Annotated in this window: 19 protein-coding genes, 1 tRNA gene and 2 pseudogenes; 18 read left to right on the forward strand and 4 right to left on the reverse strand. The window is 68.0% G+C overall.

The window, feature by feature from the left end:
- Nucleotides 1–5: 5 nt before the first annotated feature.
- On the reverse strand, nt 6–191 hold the full coding sequence (locus OG609_RS40015; RefSeq protein WP_327277295.1) for a DUF6381 family protein: 186 nt from the start codon (nt 189–191) through the stop codon (nt 6–8).
- A gap of 80 nt (nt 192–271) precedes the next feature.
- On the reverse strand, nt 272–673 hold the full coding sequence (locus OG609_RS40020; RefSeq protein WP_327277296.1) for a hypothetical protein: 402 nt from the start codon (nt 671–673) through the stop codon (nt 272–274).
- Nucleotides 674–748: 75 nt separating this feature from the next.
- Here OG609_RS40020 and OG609_RS40025 point away from each other — a divergent pair, with 75 nt between their 5' ends.
- From OG609_RS40025 to OG609_RS40050, 6 genes and pseudogenes are all read left to right on the forward strand, one after another.
- Nucleotides 749–1,015, forward strand: a complete 267-nt coding sequence (locus OG609_RS40025) for a hypothetical protein (protein ID WP_327277297.1) — start codon at nt 749–751, stop codon at nt 1,013–1,015.
- 326 nt (nt 1,016–1,341) lie between these two features.
- Entirely contained in the window at nt 1,342–2,100 is a 759-nt protein-coding gene (locus OG609_RS40030) for a GntR family transcriptional regulator (protein ID WP_327277298.1), read from the forward strand.
- Between the two features lie 50 nt (nt 2,101–2,150).
- Nucleotides 2,151–3,410 (forward strand): MFS transporter, encoded by a 1,260-nt coding sequence (locus OG609_RS40035; RefSeq protein WP_327277299.1) that lies wholly within the window; start codon nt 2,151–2,153, stop codon nt 3,408–3,410.
- A 49-nt stretch (nt 3,411–3,459) separates the two neighbouring features.
- Nucleotides 3,460–3,636, forward strand: a pseudogene (locus OG609_RS40040) (IS5/IS1182 family transposase); the annotation flags it as partial.
- 260 nt (nt 3,637–3,896) lie between these two features.
- Nucleotides 3,897–4,289 carry an AraC family transcriptional regulator gene (locus OG609_RS40045; RefSeq protein WP_327277300.1) on the forward strand — a complete coding sequence of 131 codons (393 nt, stop codon included), beginning with the start codon at nt 3,897–3,899 and terminating at the stop codon, nt 4,287–4,289.
- An 81-nt stretch (nt 4,290–4,370) separates the two neighbouring features.
- The gene (locus tag OG609_RS40050; RefSeq protein WP_327277301.1) at nt 4,371–4,781 is read left to right on the forward strand and encodes a VOC family protein; all 411 of its coding nucleotides are present in this window, start codon (nt 4,371–4,373) and stop codon (nt 4,779–4,781) included.
- On the opposite strand, the gene OG609_RS46505 is transcribed toward OG609_RS40050, so the two are convergent.
- Nucleotides 4,762–5,115, reverse strand: a complete 354-nt coding sequence (locus tag OG609_RS46505) for an IS3 family transposase (RefSeq protein WP_442818098.1) — start codon at nt 5,113–5,115, stop codon at nt 4,762–4,764. The genes OG609_RS40050 and OG609_RS46505 overlap by 20 nt on opposite strands.
- On the opposite strand from OG609_RS46505, the pseudogene OG609_RS40055 reads away from it, so the two are divergent.
- The 6 genes and pseudogenes from OG609_RS40055 to OG609_RS40085 form a co-directional block, all read left to right on the forward strand.
- Nucleotides 5,063–5,173 (forward strand): annotated as a pseudogene (locus OG609_RS40055) (DUF2000 family protein); the annotation flags it as partial. The gene OG609_RS46505 and the pseudogene OG609_RS40055 overlap by 53 nt on opposite strands.
- A 509-nt stretch (nt 5,174–5,682) precedes the next feature.
- Nucleotides 5,683–6,261: a sugar O-acetyltransferase gene (locus OG609_RS40065; RefSeq protein ID WP_327277302.1), complete on the forward strand. Its 579-nt coding sequence runs from the start codon at nt 5,683–5,685 to the stop codon at nt 6,259–6,261.
- Nucleotides 6,262–6,275: 14 nt separating this feature from the next.
- Entirely contained in the window at nt 6,276–6,860 is a 585-nt protein-coding gene (locus tag OG609_RS40070) for a TetR/AcrR family transcriptional regulator (RefSeq protein ID WP_327277303.1), read from the forward strand.
- Between the two features lie 111 nt (nt 6,861–6,971).
- Entirely contained in the window at nt 6,972–7,574 is a 603-nt protein-coding gene (locus OG609_RS40075) for a DUF1349 domain-containing protein (RefSeq protein WP_327277304.1), read from the forward strand.
- Nucleotides 7,575–7,897: 323 nt separating this feature from the next.
- Nucleotides 7,898–8,101: a cold-shock protein gene (locus tag OG609_RS40080; protein ID WP_093898593.1), complete on the forward strand. Its 204-nt coding sequence runs from the start codon at nt 7,898–7,900 to the stop codon at nt 8,099–8,101.
- 310 nt (nt 8,102–8,411) lie between these two features.
- Nucleotides 8,412–8,484: transfer RNA gene (locus OG609_RS40085), tRNA-Ala, on the forward strand.
- Nucleotides 8,485–8,499: 15 nt separating this feature from the next.
- On the opposite strand, the gene OG609_RS40090 is transcribed toward OG609_RS40085, so the two are convergent.
- On the reverse strand, nt 8,500–8,751 hold the full coding sequence (locus tag OG609_RS40090) for a hypothetical protein (RefSeq protein WP_327277305.1): 252 nt from the start codon (nt 8,749–8,751) through the stop codon (nt 8,500–8,502).
- A gap of 88 nt (nt 8,752–8,839) precedes the next feature.
- Here OG609_RS40090 and OG609_RS40095 point away from each other — a divergent pair, with 88 nt between their 5' ends.
- From OG609_RS40095 to kdpB, 6 genes are all read left to right on the forward strand, one after another.
- Nucleotides 8,840–12,205 (forward strand): outer membrane protein assembly factor BamB family protein, encoded by a 3,366-nt coding sequence (locus OG609_RS40095; protein WP_327277306.1) that lies wholly within the window; start codon nt 8,840–8,842, stop codon nt 12,203–12,205.
- A gap of 15 nt (nt 12,206–12,220) precedes the next feature.
- Nucleotides 12,221–13,504, forward strand: coding sequence for a HoxN/HupN/NixA family nickel/cobalt transporter (locus OG609_RS40100; RefSeq protein WP_327277307.1), 1,284 nt, complete (start codon nt 12,221–12,223; stop codon nt 13,502–13,504).
- Between the two features lie 167 nt (nt 13,505–13,671).
- Nucleotides 13,672–16,191 (forward strand): DUF4118 domain-containing protein, encoded by a 2,520-nt coding sequence (locus OG609_RS40105; protein ID WP_327277308.1) that lies wholly within the window; start codon nt 13,672–13,674, stop codon nt 16,189–16,191.
- Nucleotides 16,192–16,441: 250 nt separating this feature from the next.
- Nucleotides 16,442–16,531 carry a K(+)-transporting ATPase subunit F gene (kdpF, locus tag OG609_RS40110; protein WP_093898595.1) on the forward strand — a complete coding sequence of 30 codons (90 nt, stop codon included), beginning with the start codon at nt 16,442–16,444 and terminating at the stop codon, nt 16,529–16,531.
- Between the two features lie 12 nt (nt 16,532–16,543).
- Nucleotides 16,544–18,208: a potassium-transporting ATPase subunit KdpA gene (gene kdpA, locus OG609_RS40115; protein ID WP_327277309.1), complete on the forward strand. Its 1,665-nt coding sequence runs from the start codon at nt 16,544–16,546 to the stop codon at nt 18,206–18,208.
- A complete protein-coding gene (gene kdpB / locus OG609_RS40120; RefSeq protein WP_327277310.1) occupies nt 18,208–20,337 on the forward strand; it encodes a potassium-transporting ATPase subunit KdpB in 2,130 nt (709 codons plus the stop codon). The genes kdpA and kdpB overlap by 1 nt, the downstream gene beginning before the upstream one ends.
- Nucleotides 20,338–20,367 lie beyond the last annotated feature (30 nt).

Genomic DNA, 20,367 nt, shown 5'->3' on the forward strand with positions numbered 1-20,367 from the left:
GTCGGCTACATGGGGTCCATGTTCTGGTTGCCGCCGCGGCTCTCCTGCTCGCTCTGCTCCTGCAGTCGGCGGGCCTGGTCCGTCAGCCGCTTACGCTCCTTCGGGTCCGAGGTGCGCGCGGCCTCGTCCTTCATCTCCTGCGCCTTGGCACGCATCTGCTGGGCACGGCCGGATTCACCTGCAACGCTCATGATCACTCCTGGATCTGTCTGTCGGGAAGAGCGGGCCTCATCAGCGAAACAGCGCCCCGGCACCCACGCATCTCGAACAGTCACCCACCGCTATCCCCACAGCTCAAGCCCGCCCCGTTTGTGTGCCGAGGCGTGTCTGCCCGTTGCATCCTGTGCCGGCGTCTCCCGACCAAACCCTCGGCAAGTGGATTACCCGATAGGGCCACCGGCCGTGCCTGGACGGAGCTCCTCGTCGCGTGCGCTGCCTGTGCTGCCGCCGGCATTGCTGCGCTCTGAAGGGCCATCTGGTCGATGCTGCGCAGCGGCCACTCGTTGGTGGAGTTGCAGTGCTGGGCGCGCGGGGTGCGGTAGTAGTCCTGCGCCTCCCGGTAGAGGGTGGGGGCTTCCTCCAGGCCCTCCGGACTCTCGGGCGCACAGTTCAGGGTGGTCGGGGCCTCGCCGTGGGCTTCGGCGGTGCGCAGAGCGCCGGCCTGGTCGAGCATGGCCTGCAGGAACTCGGGGCCCTGTGTGCGGCCGGGCCGTTGACCAGAAGGTCACGGACGTCGATACCGCTGACGGTGCCCACGGCCCTGATCCGGTGGTCGGTCTGGGCGGCGGAGGGGACGTACCCTCTCGACGCGCAGATGCCCAGGGCGCCGATCCGGGCCGGGGCGATGTCCTCGCGGGTGGTCAGATGGGTGACGGCCCCCGGGCTCCTCGGCGCGCTGGAAGGGGTTCTCAAGACCACGCGGGCTGCCCTCGCTCTCGCCCTGGAAGGCGGCGTCGAAAGCGAGCGCAGCGAAGCCCTCGCAGGCCAGACGCTCGGCGTAGACGGGGGCGGGTGATGCTCCGGCGGGCCAGGACCCAGTGCGCTCGGTCGGGCCCGTGTCAGGGGCGGTGCTCGGCGCGGGCCCACTCGTAGACCCGCGGGCCGTGGGCTCACCAGAAACCGGAGTGGAAGCGCCGCTCGTGCGGCGCCGGGATGCCCGACCAGGCCGCGAACCGGCGGGATCGCGTCGAGCAGCGGCAGTAACCGGCTTCACACGAACCCTCGCAGCGGCTTGAGTACCGAGCGTATTTCTACTCCAGCAGCTTTCACCCGGTGCAGTAGCTTGCCAACGCCGCCTGAAATCACCAGCTGCCGCGCAGCAGAGCAACCGGAGGGTCACAAATGCCCCGAGAGGCCCCGTACCTTGCAGTAGCCGACGCGCTGCGCGCACGGATTCTCGCGGGGGAGTGGGAGATCGGGGAGCGCCTGCCGTCCCGGGCGCAGCTCGCCCAGGAGTACGGGGTCGGGCGCAACGTCACGCAGAGGGCCATGGATCGCTTGATCATCAAGGGCCTCCTCGAAGGACGCGCGGGCTCGGGCACCTACGTCCGCATGCCGCGCGAGCGCCTGCGGATGGTCCGCTCGCGGCAACGCGAACGCCGGGACGGCTCCCCCTCCCTCGCCGGTATGAAGGAGCGGGGCAAGGCCAGCGCCTGGGATTCGCACAGCCAGACACGCGTCCCCGCTCCTGAGACAATCGCCGAGCGGCTCGCGGTCAGCCCCGGAGACCTCTGCGTCAACACGCACTACGAGTTCCTCGCCGACGGGCAACCCGTCCAGCTCTCCGAATCCTGGGAGCCGATGGCCATCACGGATGGAACGCCGATCGTACTGCCCGAGACGGGCCCCCTCGCGGGAAAGGGGGTGGTTGAGCGCATGCGCTCCATCGGCGTTGATATCGAGACCGTGGTCGAGCTGCCGCGCCCGGCTCGTGCCACCCAGGCGCAGGCGAACCTACTGGGGATCAGCGTCGGGGACCTGGTGCTCCAGATCGAGCGGACCATCTACGACACCGACGGACGTCCGGTGGAAACCGCCGACATCGTCATTCCGGACGTGCGCCGGGAAGTGGCCTACGAGTTCGTGGTCGACCAGCCGTAGCCGTTGACGCCAGTAGAGCGATATTTCAAATCCGACAGTAGGTCACTCGAATGTCAATACCCTCCCGACTCGGACTCCTGCGCGATCCGGACTTCGGGCGACTGTTTGCCGCCACCGCGCTCGGCCAGCTGGGCGATCGCATCATTTTTCTCACGTTTCCTCTGGTCGCGATCGTGGCATTGAATGCTGATGAGTTCCAGGTCGGATCACTGGCCGCGATGACCACGGCAGGGTCACTCCTGGTCGGGCTACCGGCAGGCGCGTGGGTGGACCGTATGCGGAAACGATCAGTGATGATCAGCACTGATCTCGCGAGGGCGGTGGCCCTCTTGACGATACCGGTGGCGTGGTGGTCGGGACTTCTGACGATCTGGTGGCTCTACGCAGTCGCGTTGGTTCATGGAGTGCTGACAGTCTTCTTCGATGTCGCGTACGTGAGTTATCTGCCGCACCTGGTGGGACGCGGCAATCTCATTGAAGGAAACTCAAAGCTCTCGGCGATACGCTCGTTAACCAGTATCAGTGGACCAGGGATGGCAGGGCCGCTTGTCGGCTGGCTCGGAGCCCCTGTAACGCTTTTGGTGAGTTCGGCCGGGATGGCGATGTCAGGTCTGCTCGCGACCGGTATCCGCAAACGCGAACAGAAGCCGGTCTCGAGTGAGCACCCTCAACTTCTTCGAGACATCAAAGAAGGGTTGAAGTTTGTTCTCAAGCGTCCCGTCCTGCGTGCAATCATCCTGGGGGATGCAATATTCAACATCTTCCTGGTCATGTATCAAACCATGTTGCTGGTCTTCTTGGAGAGGGAGATGAATCTCGAGTCCTTCGGTATCGGCCTCATTCTGTCGGGAATGGGCTGCGGCGCCCTGCTGGGCGCGCTGTGGGCATCCAGGGTCTCGAAGCGGGTCGGGCAGGGTCCGGTCATCTGGCTCGCACCACTTGTCACCTGTCCGCTGACAGTCCTGATGCCGTTGGCGCATCCGGGTTGGAGCGTGTACGTGGCTGCGCTCGGACTCGCGTCCCTTTCCCTGGGCGGAGTCATCCGCTTTGTAGCTCAATCGAGCTTCCAACAGACCCTCACACCAGATCGGCTCTTGGGTCGGATGAGCGCGACAGCCCGGTTCGTTTCCTGGGGCGGCATTCCGCTCGGCGGGCTTTTGGGGGGAGCTTCGGGCTCTGTGTTCGGAGCAAAAGCTACATTGTGGATCGGTGCCGCCGGCATGACGTTGAGTACCATCCCGTACTTCCTGTCACCGCTTCGAAGTATGCGCGAATTGCCCGAGGGAGAAGATCCCGAGCTCGTGCGCTGAGGCTTACGACGGCTGACACCATGAGGTGGATCGGCCTTGATGGCCATGTCTGGCAGGGGAGTCGAGCGTCCGACCCGGTGTGGGGACGTCGCCGTGGATCGTGTCGGATGCGCTGTGGGACCGCCTTGAGCGGCTGCTGTCGCAGCGCGACTGGTGCTTCCGGTAACCGGGCCGCAAGCCGTTGCCGGACCGGGAGGTGCTGTGCGGGATCCTGTACATGCTGCACAACTGACCGACCTCAGCCGGAGTCCAGCCGATATTGCGCTCCAGCGGCGCAATCGGGCCTCGCGTCTGCGCCACGCAGACTTCGGCGGCGCGGCCTGGGAGAGCCGGTGAACGAACCGTCCTGCAAAGATAGTTGAAGTACTTCGGCAGTACCGCTGGGTGCGGGTCGTCGTGGTGCGCCACCTCGTGCGGGGAGGGGGAGGGAGTGGATGGGGCACGGGATCTGCCACGGACGGCGGTGAGCCGTGGTGTGATGGCGCCGTGAGTCGCGCTGCAGAAGAGACCAACCGCCGCATGCTTCGGGCACGGGATGCGATGGACCGCGCCTATGCGCAGCCGCTGGACGTCCCGGCCCTGGCCCGGATCGCCCACGTGTCCCAGGCGCACTTCACGCGCACTTTCCGAGCCACGTTCGGCGAGACGCCACACCGCTACCTGCAGCGCCGCCGTGTCGAGCGTGCGATGTTCCTGTTGCGGGATACCGACCGGAGTGTGACGGACATCTGCTTCCAAGTCGGCTTCGGCAGCCCAGGAACCTTCAGCCGCACATTCCGCGACATCGTCGGCCGGTCACCGAGGACGTACCGCAAGGAAGCGGCGGCCATGAGCGTACCGACGTGCTTCACGATGGCGTGGATGCGGCCGAGCGCCTGAGCGTCCGCACTGCCCGCACCGTCCGTCTGTTGAGCAGTTTTGGATAAGTTTCCGTCCGGCTTGCCCGGTAGCGTGATGCACATGTTCAACGCCATCACGCACTCGCAGATTTACGTCCTCGACCAGAACGAGGCCCTTGACTTCTACGTCGGAAAGCTTGGTCTGGAGGTCAACGCCGACATCGATCTGGGCTTCATGCGCTGGCTGACCGTCAGCGTCCCGGGCCACCCGGAGCGCCAGATCCTGCTGGAGAGGCCGGGCGCCCCGGCGATGTCCGAGGAGACGGCGCAGCAGGTCCGCGAGCTGGTGACCAAGGGAGCGATGGGTGGCTCGCTCATCTTCAGCACGGACGACTGCCGCAAGACGTACGAGACGCTGCTGGGCCGGGGCGTCGAGTTCACCGAGGAGCCGACCGACCGACCGTACGGAACCGACTGTGGCCTTCGCGACCCCTTCGGCAACAGCATCCGCTTCACCCAGCCGAGGGCCTGAGGGCTGTCCTACGGGTTACGAGTGGAGCCAGAGCAGAATCGCGGCAACGGCAACGGCAACGGCAACGGCAACGGCAACGGCAACGGCAACGGCAACGGCAACGGCGCCGCGAAGGGCATGGGTGGCCGAGTCCGCGACGGTGGTGCGGTGTCTGCGCCGCAGCCTGACCGGCCAGGCCGACCTGGCGCATGGCCCGGGCAGTCTTCTTGTGGTTGACGCGCTCGCCGTACTCGCGCGGTTCAGCGGTGATCCTCGGGACGCCGTAGTGCCGTCCGAGTCCTGGCGAATCCTGCCCGGAGGTGATCGGCGAGCCGTACGCGGACGCCGACGGCACCACGTATCTGCCGATGTTCCGCCAGCCTGTACTGGTCTTCCAGGGCACGAAGGAGACGCGACGATCACCGCGTCGGCCCACAGGCGCCGGCCGACGGGGAACCGGGCCGCGGCGAGCCCTGTCCCGACGAGTACGCCGACAACGGCGCCCAGGCCGAAGCATCTGTGGAGCACCGGCAGGACGGGGCGGCCGGTGAGACTCTCGATGGCGGCGACCTCGATGTCGAAAGCCACCTCGGCAGGCCCCACGCCGCAGCCGAACAGGGCAGGCCTGCAGAACACCCCGGCCGTCAGCGGCAGGCTTGTGGCCCCGGCCACGACGAGGAGACCGGCGACGATCAGGGCGGCTCCGGCGCCAATGACCGTTCTGTCTCTCTACCGACGCACGAGATGTCCGGAGATCGTGACCCCGCCCATTGGGCCGATGGGCAGCCCGAACAGCCCCAGCCCGTAGTCCCGGTGGACACCTCAGGTCCGTCCCGGACGGCGGGGGTGTCTGCCACCCCCTCCGCAGACGCAACGAGAAGGAGTGCGTACGATCGTACGCTTTGAGTGTACGATCGTACGCATGCCTGACTGCTTCGAAGGGGATTCCCGTACCAACCACGAGCGGATGCTCGCGGGGGACCTTTACATCGCCGACGACCCGGACATTGCGACGTCCCAGCAACGAGCCGTGCGCCTGGCCGCCCGGTACCAGGCCGCATACGCAGAGGACGCCGAGGCCGCGCGACCCGTCCTCGCGGAGCTCATAGGTGATCTCGGCGCCGGTGCCCACATCAGACCGCCGCTGTTCGTCGACTACGGCACGCACATCACTGTTGGCCAGGACACCTTCATCAACTACAACCTCACGGCCCTGGATGTGGCTCCCATCACCATCGGCCGGGACTGTCAAATCGGCCCCAGCGTGCAGCTGCTCACCCCTACCCACCCCGTGGAACCGCAGCCGCGCCGTGACAAGCTGGAGGCCGCCGAGCCGATCACGATCGGCGACAACGTCTGGCTCGGAGGCGGAGCAATCGTCCTGGCGGGAGTGAGTATCGGTGACAACAGCGTCATCGGCGCCGGAGCCGTCGTCACCAAGGACATCCCCGCCAATGTGGTCGCTGTGGGTAACCCGGCCCGCGTGATCCGTTCGATCTAGCGTAAGGAAGCACGGTGGCAACCGGACGGACCGACCCCGAGCGGCGGGAAAACATCATTACGAGCGCGCTCGACCTGATCGCGGAAGAGGGAGTCGCAGGCACCTCGCACCGCAAGGTCGCCGCCCGTGCCGGAGTGCCTCTTGGATCGATGACCTATCACTTCGCTGACATGGACGAGCTGCTGCGCGAGGCGTTCACCCGCTTCACCAGCAGCATCGTCGCCGTATTCGAGGAGCGACTCGGAGCCGCCACCACACCCGGCCAGGCACGGGAAGCGGTCGCGGACCTCATCCACCACCTGTCCAGCGGAAACCAGCGCGAACTCGTCCTCACCCACGAGCTGTACACCCTCGCGGCGCGCAAGCCCACCTACCGGGAACTGACCCGGGAATGGATGCGTCGCAGCCGCCGCGCCCTGGAATGGCACTTCGACCCGGCAACGGCCCGTCAGCTCGACGCACTCATCGAAGGACTGTCCATTCACCGTGCCCTCGACACCGAACCCCATGAACGCGCCCTCACCCTCGAAGCCATCATCCGTATCACCGGTGGAGGCAGCGGCCCTGGCGCGCAGACGGCCGCGTGGCCGGACGCCTGACCGCTCTGCCCCTCAGACGCCTGACCGGCGCCACACCTGACCACGGCGCCGGCGCTCCTCACCGCCCCGGAACACTGGCTGACCGCCTCGCCCGCACAACGGAGCAGACACATGAGCAATCAGCACACCATTGGCTGGGACGACGCGACCTGGCTCAACCCTCCCCTGGACGCCGTCAGCGACAGCGCCGGACTGCTGGTCACGACCCGGAACCACAGTGACTTCTGGCGCACCACCAGCTACGGCTTCATTCGGGACGACGGGCACGCGCTGCTGACCGCTCTGCCAGACACCAGCGCCGTCGAAGTGACCTTCGTCGCCGACTTCGACACCCTCTACGACCAAGCCGGACTCATGGTCCGCGTGGACGAGCAGACGTGGATCAAGGCCGGTGTGGAAATGACGGACGGTGTCCTACACCTCGGCGCCGTCGTGACCCGCGGCCACTCCGACTGGTCCCTGGCCCCCGTGCCCGACTGGAACGGACGTCACATCACCGTCCGGGCCAGCCGCGACGGCGACGCCGTGACGATCCGGGCCCGCCGCGACAGCGACCCATGGCGCATGGTCCGACTCGCCCCACTCTCACCCGAGGCAGCAGCATCAGCCGGCCCCTTCTGCTGCTCCCCACAGCGAGAGGGCCTGAAAGTGCGGTTCACCGGCTTCTGCCGGGGGCCGGCCGACGCATCACTCCACGACCCGACCGAATCGTAGATCAGGGGGTCGACACGCCCCTGGCGCCAGAAGGGCCTCCGGCTCAGAGCAAGCTCGTTCCTGCCGTGCGACTCTCATGTGCGCGGGCAGGGTCCGGATTACTTCGTGACTGTCGGCGGACATTCTCAACTCGGGATCGCCGATGACTCATTGCTCTCTGGTGATGGGCGGTCTCGCCATGTAGTGTCACCGGCAGATGTCGTGGTTCGCAGTACCTGCCCGCGCTCCGGCGCGGGCACTTTGCTGTGCAGTGCCTGAGAACCAGGGCGATCACCTCCGGGTCCGCGCGGTGCGGATCCGACTATCGACTGAGAGGCACCGGCATGGCCAGCGGAACCGTCAAGTGGTTCAACTCGGAAAAGGGCTTCGGCTTCATCGCTCAGGACGGCGGCGGCCCCGACGTCTTCGCGCACTACTCCAACATCAACTCCACAGGCTTCCGTGAGCTCCAGGAAGGCCAGGCCGTCACCTTCGACATCACCCAGGGCCAGAAGGGCCCGCAGGCGGAGAACATCACCGCCGTCTGATCCGGAGACAGGAAGTGCCGGGCCCCGGAGTATCCACTCCGGGGCCCGGCACATCTCGCTCGGCCCATTCGGACGGGTCCCGGGCCTCGGCGCGCAGACCACCGGCAGGACTCCGGGCACGGAAGACCTGGAGCCCGGAGCCGCCGCATGCTGCCTTGCTCACTCGCGCGCTGAGCGCACAGGCGCGAGCCGCCAATCCTCAGCGCCATGCCGGTCCGCGCCTGGCGAGCCAAGCAGCTGGTCAGATGACACCCCCTCGGATAATCCGGAAGCACGGAGCGCAGATGGCCTCTAGGATCACGAGCAGGGTGGGGCTGTAGCGCAGTGGTCGTCGCGCCTTCACGGCATGTAGGAAGACGCCGGTTCGAATCCGGTCGGCCCCACCCAACGCTTCGTGGTCAAATCCGCGTCCGCTCGCATTCGGTCGGGTGTTTGGGTCTGAGGCTGGTCGTTGTTACGTAGCGCCGGGCGCTTCGCTGGTTCTCGTACAAGGTGGCGGCCTGACGGTCCAGGTGGGCGCTGTACGGACGGTCCGGCAGTTCCTTGTTGAGGATGCCGAGGCCACGGACGTAGGTGCCCTTGAACGAGTAGCCGTTGGATGTGCACCCGGTTCTGTCGGGCTCAAGGGCCCCGCGTGACCCAACAGCCATGAACGGGACGCTGAACATTTCCGGGCGGCTCCGTGAAGTCGCTCAGGACCCACGGGTAACCGAACAGCGGATCATTAACGTCCGCTTTATGAAACACATATGCAGAGCAGCCGGGCTCGCCCTCGCGCTGCTCTTTCTCGTGCTGGGCATCGGCGCCCAGGCAGCGTCCGCGCATGTCACGCGCGAGCATGCGGAACTCGTAGTCGCGCCCGGTGACAACGTCACCAGCGGCCGCCTCATCGTGCACAACGCCGTCGTGGCTCCCGAGCAGGCCGGTGCGTGGGCGGCCGGGCTGCTCTCGGCCCCCTGCCCAGCCACCGGCTCGGGCGTGCCCGGTGACAACGGCGGCGTGCCCGGCGGCGTCGTCATCGAGCTGGCGTGGAGTTGCCACGTCGACGCGCTCGACCTGAGCCCGCTCATCGACAAGGGCGGACTGACCCAGGTCGTCGTCGAGTTCGACGGCACGGCCGTCGACGCCTTCGCAGCCACCCCGCTCGTCGACGTCCACGGCGCGCACGCCCTGCCGTCGTTCCCCTGGCTCACCGTCGCGCTCGTCACGGCCGCAGGTGTCGTGCTGCTGCTCGTCGTCTGCCGACTGCCGTACCTCGTCCGCGGACTGCGTCGTACCCGGCGGCGCCGGCAGTTGGCGACCGCCGGAGCCGTCGCGCTGTCCTTCCTCGCGCCCCAGGCGGCCTTCGCCGACGACAGCGCGGATCCGGTCGACACCGTTACCGTCGAGGGCACCGTCTTCAAGGACCGCAACGGCAACGGCGAGCGGGACAAGGGTGAGTACCCCATGCCCGGCATCGACGTCACCGACGGCGCCGTGTGGACCACGACCGGTGCGGACGGCTCGTACAGCCTGCAGATCGACCCGAAGCGGCGCGAGACCGACCTCGTCAGCATCGTCTCGCCCGACGGATACACGCCGGCGCTGCGCAAGGACTACATCCCGCAGTTCTTCCACAAGGTCCCCGAGATCGGCGGCAGAGACGTCGACTTCGCGCTCGTACCCGACCGCGACGCCTCGAACCCCACCGAGAAGTGGGTCATGAACTCCGACCCCGAGGTCGGCAACCGCACCGACGACGAGGCCCGCCGCGCGCTGCCCCAGTGGACCGGCCAGGTTCAGGCGATGTCCGAGGTCGACGGCGCGACGATGCAGATCGCGACCGGCGACCTCACCGTCACGGACTACGCCGACGAGCCGCGCCGCCAGGGCGCGTACGACCTGTTCAGCAAGGGCCTCGAAGAGGGGCGGCTCGGTCACCCCTTCTATCCGGTGATGGGCAACCACGACTTCGGCGGCACGGCGACCTCCCAGGGATACGCCGGCAGCATGGAGTACTACCGCCGCAACCTCGCCCCCGAGTGGTACAGCTTCGACCGCAACGGCCGCCACATCGTCGTCCTCGAGGACAACTACGACGCGAGCGGGCTGAAGCCGCAGCTGGAGTGGCTGCGCCGGGACCTTGCCCGGCACGCGGTCGGCAAGCAGGTGTTCGTCTTCGCCCACCGCTCTCTGTTCACCCAGTGGGGCCCGGGCGCCGGCATGCAACCGACGATCGACGAGCTCGCCAAGTACGACGTACGGATGGTCGCCGCCGGTCACAACCAGCAGGCCGAGTTCCGGCGCGGTGCCTTCAAACGGTCCGTCGAGATCAACAACCAGGGCACGTACGGCATCGACGGTGCCCACCCCGACTACAAGGTGCTCGACTTCAGTGCGATCACGGACGATCCGCGCACGCCTCTCAATGAGGACACCGGTCATGTGACCGGCATCCACCGGCAGTTCGACATCGACGACGACGCCGCGCTGGTCAGCCCCGCGCAGGGCAGCGTGCACGGCGCCGAGGCCGCAGTGCCCGTCGAGGTGTACGCGGAGGACGACGGCCGCACGCCCGCCAAAGCGGTGCTGACCGTCCGCAACAGCCGAGGGCACCTGGTGAAGCGTCAGGACGTGCGCTTCGGCAAGGGGGCGTCCCGCCCCGGTATCGAGAACTGCTACACCCCGCCCGGCGGCACGCCGGAGCCATGCCCCGACGCACGCGGCGCCTGGACGCGGGCGAGCGGCACACTGCACGGGCTGCGGCCCGGCACGTACACCGCCGAGTCGGTCGCGTACGACACCCGGGGCAAGCAGTTCCCCGCCATGAAGAACACCTTCGAGATCGTGCGCGACGCCGAGCTCGCGAAGCCCAGGACCGGGCAGGACTGGCTGCGGCAGGGCGGCGACGAGGCCGGGCGGACCGCGAGCGGCGACGAACCCGGCGCGAAGCTCGACCTCAGGTGGGCCCGCCACACCGGCGAGCAGTTCAACCTCAACGGCTCGGTGGTCGCGGACGGCAAGCTCATCGTCTCGTCCCGCGCCTTCGACTCGCCGTACAGCATGATGCTCGCGTACGACATCGCCTCCGGGCGTGAGCTGTGGCGTACGTACCTGGACGGCGATGCCGAGTCGGCACCGACGCTCCACGACGGCATGGTCCATCTGACCACCGGCGTCGGCCGGATCTACGCGCTCGACGCGGCGAGCGGCCGCATCGTCTGGCAGTCGATCGACCGGGAGGAGACCCACGGGGACACCGTGCGCCGCTACGGCCGCGCGGGCGGACCTGTCAGCGTCTTCGCGCTGGCGGGCGCGGAGCGCCGCTCGGTCGCCGTCTACCAGGACGCCTACACGGTCCGCTGCCGGGACGCCGAGACCGGCGGGATGCTGCCCGGCGGCTTCGATGCCGCGTTCTCCTGGGGACAGGCCCACAGCACGGTGATCCGCGAGCCCGGCTCCAACACCGCCTACCTGCAATCCATGTCGAGCAACACCGTCATCGCCATGGACCTCGCGACCTGCACCCAGCTGTGGGTGAAGGACACCGCGGGCGACATCGACAGCCATTCCTCGCCCGTCCTGACCGACCCGGCCACGGGCGAGCCGAAACTGGTGACGTTCACGGCGTACGGCGTCCGCGGGCACGACCCGAAGACGGGCGCGGTGACCTGGGAGTCCAAGCTGGGCGGCGGCAGCACCTGCGAGCCGGGGCGCGCCCCGCTCACCAGCCCGGCCGTGTGGGGCGACACCGCCTATGTCGCGGGCCGGGACGGTGTCGTACGCGCCTACGACACGAGCGCGACCGATCCGTCGAAGCCGGCGTGGGAGGCCAAGTCCGGCTATCTGGTGGGGGAGAGCCCGATGGACGACAAGTGGCGGGTCGCCATGGGCTGTTCGGCCGGTGCCGGTTCGCCGACCATGCACCCGCTGGTGACGAAGTCCCATGTGTACGTAGGGACGTGGGACGGTCGTCTGCTCGTCCTGGACCGGGCGAGCGGGACGCAGGTCGCCTCGTACAACCTCGGCGCGGGAGTGGCCTCGGCCCTCTCCGTGAGCGGTGACTGGGTCTTCGCCCTCACGGACGACGGCACGGTCCACGCCCTCGCCGCACGCCGGAAGTAGAAGGGAAGCACCAGCGTGCGATCACCTCGCAACGGGGTGCTGCTCCTGCTGGCTGCCGTCCTCGCGCTGCTCCTGGGCAGCGCGGGGACGGCGCAGGCGCACCCCTTCGGAACCCCTCCCGTCGTGAAGATCGAGGCGGCGGGCACCGCCGTCGACGCGACCTGGTCCGCGCAGCGGGACGACATCGCCGTCCTGAAGAACGAGTCCGGCGGTGACGAGGCGGGCTATCTGAGCTCGCACATCGTCGTACGCCAGGACGGACGCCCGTGCCGTGTGGACCGGGCGGACGGCGTGAAGCTCCACTTCGTCTGCTCTCGGCAGGTGGACCGCATCGAACTGACGGTTACGGCGCTGACGGACGTCGACCCGGCGTACCGGACACTGTCGGTGACGGGCACGGGCTCCGGCGGGCTGCACACGGCGCAGCAGCCGACGCGGACGCTGACCCTGAAACCGGTGGCCGCGGGGACCGCCGCCGTGGCCTCACCGGCCGCTTCGGGGTGGGGGGCCTGGACAACCGACCTGACCTCACTGCTGGACCACGGCGCGGCCCTCCCGCCGGCTCTGCTCGTGGCCGCGGCCGTGGGGGCGCTCCACGCCTGCGCGCCGGGGCACGGGAAGTCGCTGGCCGCCGGGTATCTGGTGGGCGGCAGGGGCAGGCCGCGCGACGCGGTGTGGCTGGGCGGGGTCGTCGCGGTGATGCACACGTTCTCGGTCGCCGCCCTGGCGGTCGGCTGGTGGCTGGCGGCGAACAGTACGCCGGACATCGCGGCGCTGACGGGGTGGCTCCAGCTGATCGCGGCGCTGGTGGTGGCCGGAGTGGGGGTGAGCCTGCTGCGGAGGCATCTGCGCCACCGGAGGCACCACCAACCCCATCACGGGCCTGATCACGAGCACGGGCATGACCACGGGCATGACCACGGGCACGATCACGGGCACAGCCATCACATCCCGGATGCCCCGTCCCTCCTCACCTGGCGAGGCCTCGTGCTTCTCGGCGCGTCGGGCGGCCTGCTGCCCTCGCCGTCAGCCTTCCTCGTCCTGCTCACCGGCCTGCTGACCGGCAAGGTCGGCATCGCCCTCGCGATGGTCGTCGCCTTCGGCCTCGGCATGGCGCTTACGCTCACCGGCGTCGGCCTGATCGTGCTGCGCGGCCGGGACACGCTGCTGGACCGTGTCTCCCGCTCGCGGACGCTGCGGACGTGGACGGCGAGGGTTCCACTGCTCGCGGCTTCGGCGGTGGTGGCCGGAGGGACGGTGGCCTCGGCGGTCGCCGCAGGCCACCTTCTCGCTCCGTGATCTCCGTAGCTCTGTGAGTTCCGTGACGTCCGCCGCCGAGGACGCGATACACCCCGAGGGTGCCCTTGAGGGCTCCGGGCCGGTGTCGTCGAGTGGAACGGCTTTCAAGGGCGCACCATGGAAGGGCGCGAGCACGACAAGGGGGTGACCTGGGCAGGAGTCCGCCGGTGGCACGTGGACGGTTGCGGATCTACCTCGGGGCCGCCCCCGGGGTCGGGAAGACGTACACCATGCTCGCCGAGGGGCAGCGGCTGCGTTCACGGGGCGCGGATGTGGTCGTCGGCTTCGTCGAGCCGCACGGGCGTCGGCCGACCGCGGCCATGGCCGACGGTCTGGAGACGATCGCCCGCCGTACGCTGCGCCACCGCGGTGCGCTCTTCACCGAGATGGATCTCGACGCGGTGCTGGCCCGCAGTCCCCAGGTCGCGCTGGTCGACGAGCTGGCCCACTCCAACGTTCCGGGGGCCCGCAACGCCAAGCGATGGCAGGACGTGGAGGAGCTCCTGGCAGCCGGCATCGATGTCGTCACCACGCTCAACGTCCAGCACCTGGAATCCCTCAACGACGTGGTACGGCAGATCACGGGGGTGGCGCAGCGGGAGACCCTGCCCGACGAGGTGGCCCGCCGGGCCGACCAGATCGAACTGGTCGACCTGCCACCGGAGGTGCTCCGCCGCCGCATGGTCCATGGCGACATCTATCCGCCTGACCGCATCGAGTCCGCCCTCACCCACTACTTCCGGGTCGGCAACCTCACCGCCCTGCGCGAAATCGCCCTGCTGTGGCTCGCCGACCGGGTGGAGGAGGGGCTGCAGCGCTACCGCGCGGAACACGGCATCGTCGCTCCCTGGGAGACCCGGGAGCGCATCCTGGTGTCCCTGAGCGGCGGGCCGGAGGGCGAGACCCTCATCCGCCGCGCCGCGCGGGTCAGCGCTCGTACCCCCGGCACCGAGTTGCTGGCCCTCCACGTGGTCCCGGAGGACGGGCTCGCCGACGTCGACCCGGCGGTACTGGACACCCAGCGCACCCTTCTGGAGTCGCTCGGCGGCAGCTACCACCAGACCACTGGCGAGGACGTGGTCGACGCCTTGCTCCAGTTCGCCGAGGCGGAGAACGTCACCCAGATCGTGCTGGGCGCGAGTCGGCACAGCCGTCTCGCCTCCCTCCTGAGAGCGGGTGTGGGAGAACGGACGATCAAGGGGTCCGGCCCCATTGACGTGCACATCGTCACCCATAGGGAGGCTGCAGGGTCTGCTGTGGTGAGGATTCCGCATCCGATCCGTGGCACGGGCCCAAGACGGTACTGGGCCGCGCTGGCCGGCGCCGTGCTGCTGCTGCCCGTACTGACGCTCCTGCTGACCGCGCTGCGTGGTCATCTCGACCTCTCCAGCGACCTGGTGATCTATCTGCTCGCCGTCGTCGTGGTCGCCCTGGTCGGCGGGCTCTACCCCGCGCTGTTCGCCGCGATTGCCGCAGCACTGCTCGCCGATTACTACTTCACCGCACCGATGCACTCGCTGGCCATTGAGCGCCCGGACGAGATCACCGCGCTCGTGGTTTTCATCGCCACAGCCGCTCTCGTCGGCACGGCAGCGGGAACGGCTGCGCAGCGTACGTACCAGGCCGTACGCGCGACATCGGAGGCGAGGACGTTGAGCCGCCTGGCTGCCGCCATGATGCGTGGCCAGGATCTGACGGCACTGGTGGAGCAGATCCGGGAGAACTTCGGCCTCAGTGCGATCAGCCTGCTCGAAAGGGATCCGGAAGCATCCCCCGTGCCCCGCTGGTACGTGGTCGCCAGCGCCGGGGAGCGGCCGCCGGAAAAGCCCTACGAGGCGGATGTGGAAAGCCCCGTCGACGACAATCTCACGCTGGCTGCTCGCGGCTCAGGACTGAGCACGGAGGACCAGCGCGTCCTCGCCGCATGCGCCGCCGAATTGGGGCTGGCCCATGTTCGAGGGCGGATCGCCGGGCGTTCCGGCGGCATGGACACCTTCGCCGACGCCGAACGCACCCGGGCATCGCTGCTTCTCGCGGCAGGCCGTGATCTGCGCGCTCCGCTGTACACCGCTGAAGCGGCGCTCGTGCGCTTGCGGCGTCGACGTGCCGACGCGCCTGCCTCGGAGGAGGCACAGTTGTTGGACGCTGCCCGCGCGGCGGTGCACCGTGCGGCGCAGTTGGTCACCGATCTCGACGACGTGAGTCGTCTGCACGCCGGGGCACTGGATCTCTACCTCCGCCCGGTCGACCTCAACGAGGTGTTGGGCGCTGCCTTGGACGACCTCGGGCCCGGCGGCCATTCGATCGTTCTGCGTCTGCCGGAACAGCTGCCTGATGTGATCGCGGACGCTGCTCTCCTCACCCGCGCCCTGGCCGCACTGGGGGCCGACGCATTGCGTCACAGTCCGCCGGACCGGCCCCCCGTCTTCACCGCCGAGGTCCAGGCCGGCCGCGTGAAGATTCGGGTGGAGGACGGCGTGCCCGTCCGAGGTCCGGATCTGAGCGCTGCGGCTTCCCGGGCTCCGGGTACCAGGGCCGAGAGCCTGGCTCTGAGGCTGTCGCGCGACTTGGCCGAGGCGATGGACGGGGCCGTGGAGACGACGAATGAGGGCCCCGCCTTCTCGGCGATGCTCACTCTTCCGAGTTCCGCGCCGGGCGGCAGCGCGACATCGGGCCGCGTCGAGTGAATCCCCGCACTCCACCGTCATCCCATCGGCGCACAGGGCGGCAAGGCATTCTCGAAGCCAACTGATATAGCGTCAGAAATGAATCAGCCTTGTATTCCAGATCAACCCCATATGCCAACCGGGAAGGCTGAACAAGCCTGCCCATGATGACTCTGCGGGGTGCTTCGCGCATGTCGGACGTCGCGTACATCGGCCTCACGGTAGTGGTGTTCGTCCTCATCGGCCTAGCCGCCAAGGGGGTCGGACGCCTGTGAGCGTGGAAAACATCGTTGGCTTGATCGTTGCCGCGTGCCTCGTCATCTACCTGGTCATCTGCCTGATCTTCCCCGAGAAGTTCTAGGAGAAGGTCCGGATGAACGACACCCTCGCGGGATGGCTCCAGGTACTCGCCCTGGTGGTCGCGCTAGGTCTCTCGTTTCGCCCGCTGGGCGGCTACATGGCCCGCGTCCTGACCACCGACCGCCATTGGCGGGCCGAGCGCCTGATCTACCGGGCAGGCGGAGTGAACGGCGACGCCGACCAGAAGTGGTCGGTCTACCTGCGCAGCACCCTGGCCTTCTCCGCAGTGTCGGTACTGTTCCTGTACGCATTTCTGCGCCTGCAGAACCATCTCCTGCTGTCCCTGGGAATGAAGCCGGTCACCACGGACCAGTCGTTCAACACCGCGGCATCCTTCGTCACCAATACCAACTGGCAGTCGTACTCCGGCGAGTCGACCATGGGCCATCTGGTCCAGATGGCGGGCCTCGCGGTGCAGAACTTCGTCTCCGCGGCTGTGGGTATTGCCGTCGTGGCCGCGCTGATCCGGGGCTTCAGCAGGAAGCAGACTGATCGCGTCGGGAATTTCTGGGTGGATCTGACCCGGATCGTGCTTCGCGTTCTGCTGCCCCTTGCGTTCGTCTTCGCGATCGTTCTGGTGGCCGCCGGTACCGTTCAGAATTTCCACGGAATCCACGACATCACCACCATCGCGGGCGGGCACCAGGGCGTGACCGGAGGCCCCGTCGCCTCCCAGGAGGCCATCAAGGAACTGGGCACCAACGGCGGCGGTTTCTACAACGCGAACTCTGCACACCCCTTCGAGAACCCCAACGCCTTCACCAACCTGATCGAGATCTACCTCATGCTGGTCATCGCGTTCTCGCTGCCGCGGACTTTCGGGAAGATGGTCGGCGACAACCGACAGGGCTACGCGATTGTTGCCGTGATGGCATTGATCTGGGCCGCATCGGTCGCCATCGTGACCGCCAACGAACTGCACAGCGTCAGCAGCACCGCCGGTCACGCGGCCGGCGGAATGATGGAGGGCAAGGAGACGCGGTTCGGGATCTGGGCCTCGGCCCTGTTCGCGGTGTCCACCACCCTCACGTCGTGCGGAGCGGTCAACTCCTCCCACGACTCGTACACGCCGGGCGGCGGCGGAATGACGATCTTCAACATGATGCTGGGGGAGATCGCGCCCGGCGGCACCGGCTCCGGGCTCTACGGGATCCTGATCCTGGCGATCGTCGCGGTCTTCGTCGCCGGACTGATGGTCGGCCGTACGCCCGAGTACCTGGGCAAGAAGCTCCGGGGCCGGGAGATGAAGTTCGCCTCGCTCTACATCCTGACCACGCCCGCACTCGCGCTGGTCGGTGCGGGGCTGGCGATGGCATTCCCGGGGGAGAGGGCGGCCATGCTCAATTCCGGTCCGCACGGCTTCTCCGAGGTTTTGTACGCCTTCGCGTCGGCTGCGAACAACAACGGCTCGGCGTTCGCGGGGTTGAGCGTGAATACCGTCTGGTACAACACCACACTTGGTGCGGTCATGCTCATCGGCCGGTTCCTGCCGATGGTGTTCGTCCTGGCACTTGCCGGCTCGCTCGCCGGGCAGCAGCCCGTTCCGGTCACCGCGGGCACCCTGCCCACTCACCGGCCGCAGTTCGTCGGGCTGTTGACCGGAGTGATCCTCATCGTTGTCGGTCTGACGTACTTTCCCGCGCTCGCACTCGGCCCCCTCGCGGAGGGTCTGCACTGATGTCCACGACCACCACTCCCGCTCCCACCCCGCCCGGCGCCGGGCGTCAGCAGCACCGGGTCTCGGGCGGACTGCTCGATCCCAAGCAGCTTCTGACGTCCTTCCCCGACGCCCTGCGCAAGCTGGATCCGCGCTCGATGGTCCACAACCCCGTCATGTTCGTGGTGGAGGTCGGGGCGGTGCTGACCACGCTGTCGGCCATCAGGGCGCCCAGTGTCTTCGCCTGGGTGATCACGGCGTGGCTCTGGCTGACGTCGGTCTTCGCCAACCTTGCCGAAGCCGTGGCCGAGGGACGCGGCAAGGCCCAGGCGGAGACTCTGCGCCGCACCAAGACGACGACAACGGCCCGCCGTCTCAGCGGCTGGCGACCCGGCGCGACCGACGTCGCAGAGGAGGAGGTTCCGGGCGTCGACCTCCGTCTGGGCGATCACGTCGTCGTCGAGGCCGGGCAGACCATCCCCGGCGACGGCGATGTGGTCGAGGGCATCGCGAGCGTCGACGAATCGGCCATCACGGGCGAGTCGGCGCCGGTGATCCGCGAGTCGGGCGGCGACCGGTCGGCGGTCACGGGCGGCACCAAGGTGCTCTCGGACCGGATCGTCGTGAAGATCACCTCGAAGCCGGGGGAGACCTTCATCGACCGGATGATCGCACTCGTGGAGGGGGCCGCGCGGCAGAAGACGCCGAACGAGATCGCGCTCAACATCCTGCTGGCATCCCTCACGATCATCTTTCTGATCGCGGTGGCTACCCTGCAGCCCTTCGCCATCTTTGCGGGGGCCGAGCAGCCCATCGTCATCCTCGCGGCCCTCGTGGTGGCCTTGATCCCTACGACGATCGGCGCGCTGCTGTCGGCGATCGGCATCGCGGGCATGGACCGGCTCGTTCAGCGCAACGTGCTGGCGATGTCCGGGCGCGCGGTGGAGGCCGCGGGCGACGTCAATACCCTCCTGCTCGACAAGACCGGCACCATCACCCTCGGCAACCGCCAGGCCGCTGAGTTCCTGCCGGTGGATGGGGTGAGCGTCGAGGAGCTCGCGGACGCCTCCCAGCTGTCGTCGATCGCCGACGAGACGCCCGAGGGCCGCTCGATCGTCGTCCTCGCCAAGCAGCAGTACGCGCTTCGTGGCCGTAGCGAAGGAGAACTCGCCCAGGCGCAGTTCGTACCTTTCACCGCCCAGAGCCGGATGAGCGGTGTCGACCTCAACGATCCTCAGGAAACCCTGTCTTTGCGCAAGGGAGCGGCGACGGCAGTGATGCGCTGGGTCCGTGACAACGGCGGCCACCCCACCGCAGAGGTCGGCGGCATCGTCGACGGAATCTCCGCGAGCGGCGGCACCCCGCTGGTCGTCGGCGAGGTGACCCGGCACGGCGACGCGCCCGGCGCCCGCGTCCTCGGCGTCATCCACCTCAAGGACGTCGTCAAGGCAGGCATGCGCGAACGCTTCGACGAACTGCGCCGCATGGGCATCAAGACGGTCATGATCACCGGTGACAACCCGCTGACCGCGCGCGCCATCGCCCAGGAGGCAGGGGTGGACGACTTCCTCGCCGAGGCCACCCCCGAGGACAAGATGGCCCTGATCCGCCGCGAACAACAGGGCGGCAAGCTGGTCGCGATGACCGGCGACGGTACGAACGACGCGCCCGCGCTCGCCCAGGCGGACGTCGGCGTGGCGATGAACACCGGTACCTCGGCCGCCAAGGAGGCCGGGAACATGGTGGACCTGGACTCCAACCCGACCAAGCTCATCGAGATCGTCGAGATCGGCAAGCAGCTGCTGATGACCCGCGGCGCGCTGACGACGTTCTCGATCGCCAACGACGTGGCGAAGTACTTCGCGATCATTCCGGCGATGTTCGCCATGGTCTATCCGGGCCTGGACAAGCTCAACATCATGCGCCTGCACAGCCCGACCTCGGCGATCGCCTCCGCGATCGTCTTCAACGCGCTGATCATCATCGCGCTGATCCCGCTGGCGCTTCGCGGCGTGCGCTACCGGCCGTCCTCCGCCGCGACACTGCTCAGCCGCAACATCTGGATGTACGGGCTTGGCGGGCTGGTACTGCCCTTTGTGGGCATCAAGCTGCTCGACCTCTTCATTCAGTTCATCCCCGGCCTGCGCTGACAGACGGCCCGACGAGAGAAGAAGGCGATC

This window comes from Streptomyces sp. NBC_01224 (assembly GCF_036002945.1).
GTDB lineage: Bacteria > Actinomycetota > Actinomycetes > Streptomycetales > Streptomycetaceae > Streptomyces.

Bases quoted from the DNA above. Each gene is read 5' to 3' on its own strand.
- OG609_RS40090 (WP_327277305.1), bottom strand. From the start codon at position 8,751: ATGGCTGTTGGGTCACGCGGGGCCCTTGAGCCCGACAGAACCGGGTGC.
- OG609_RS40035 (WP_327277299.1), top strand. From the start codon at position 2,151: ATGTCAATACCCTCCCGACTCGGACTCCTGCGCGATCCGGACTTCGGG.
- OG609_RS40075 (WP_327277304.1), top strand. From the start codon at position 6,972: ATGAGCAATCAGCACACCATTGGCTGGGACGACGCGACCTGGCTCAAC.
- OG609_RS40065 (WP_327277302.1), top strand. From the start codon at position 5,683: ATGCCTGACTGCTTCGAAGGGGATTCCCGTACCAACCACGAGCGGATG.
- OG609_RS40080 (WP_093898593.1), top strand. From the start codon at position 7,898: ATGGCCAGCGGAACCGTCAAGTGGTTCAACTCGGAAAAGGGCTTCGGC.
- OG609_RS40030 (WP_327277298.1), top strand. From the start codon at position 1,342: ATGCCCCGAGAGGCCCCGTACCTTGCAGTAGCCGACGCGCTGCGCGCA.
- OG609_RS40020 (WP_327277296.1), bottom strand. From the start codon at position 673: ATGCTCGACCAGGCCGGCGCTCTGCGCACCGCCGAAGCCCACGGCGAG.
- kdpA (WP_327277309.1), top strand. From the start codon at position 16,544: ATGAACGACACCCTCGCGGGATGGCTCCAGGTACTCGCCCTGGTGGTC.
- kdpB (WP_327277310.1), top strand. From the start codon at position 18,208: ATGTCCACGACCACCACTCCCGCTCCCACCCCGCCCGGCGCCGGGCGT.
- OG609_RS40015 (WP_327277295.1), bottom strand. From the start codon at position 191: ATGAGCGTTGCAGGTGAATCCGGCCGTGCCCAGCAGATGCGTGCCAAG.
- OG609_RS40050 (WP_327277301.1), top strand. From the start codon at position 4,371: ATGTTCAACGCCATCACGCACTCGCAGATTTACGTCCTCGACCAGAAC.
- OG609_RS40095 (WP_327277306.1), top strand. From the start codon at position 8,840: ATGAAACACATATGCAGAGCAGCCGGGCTCGCCCTCGCGCTGCTCTTT.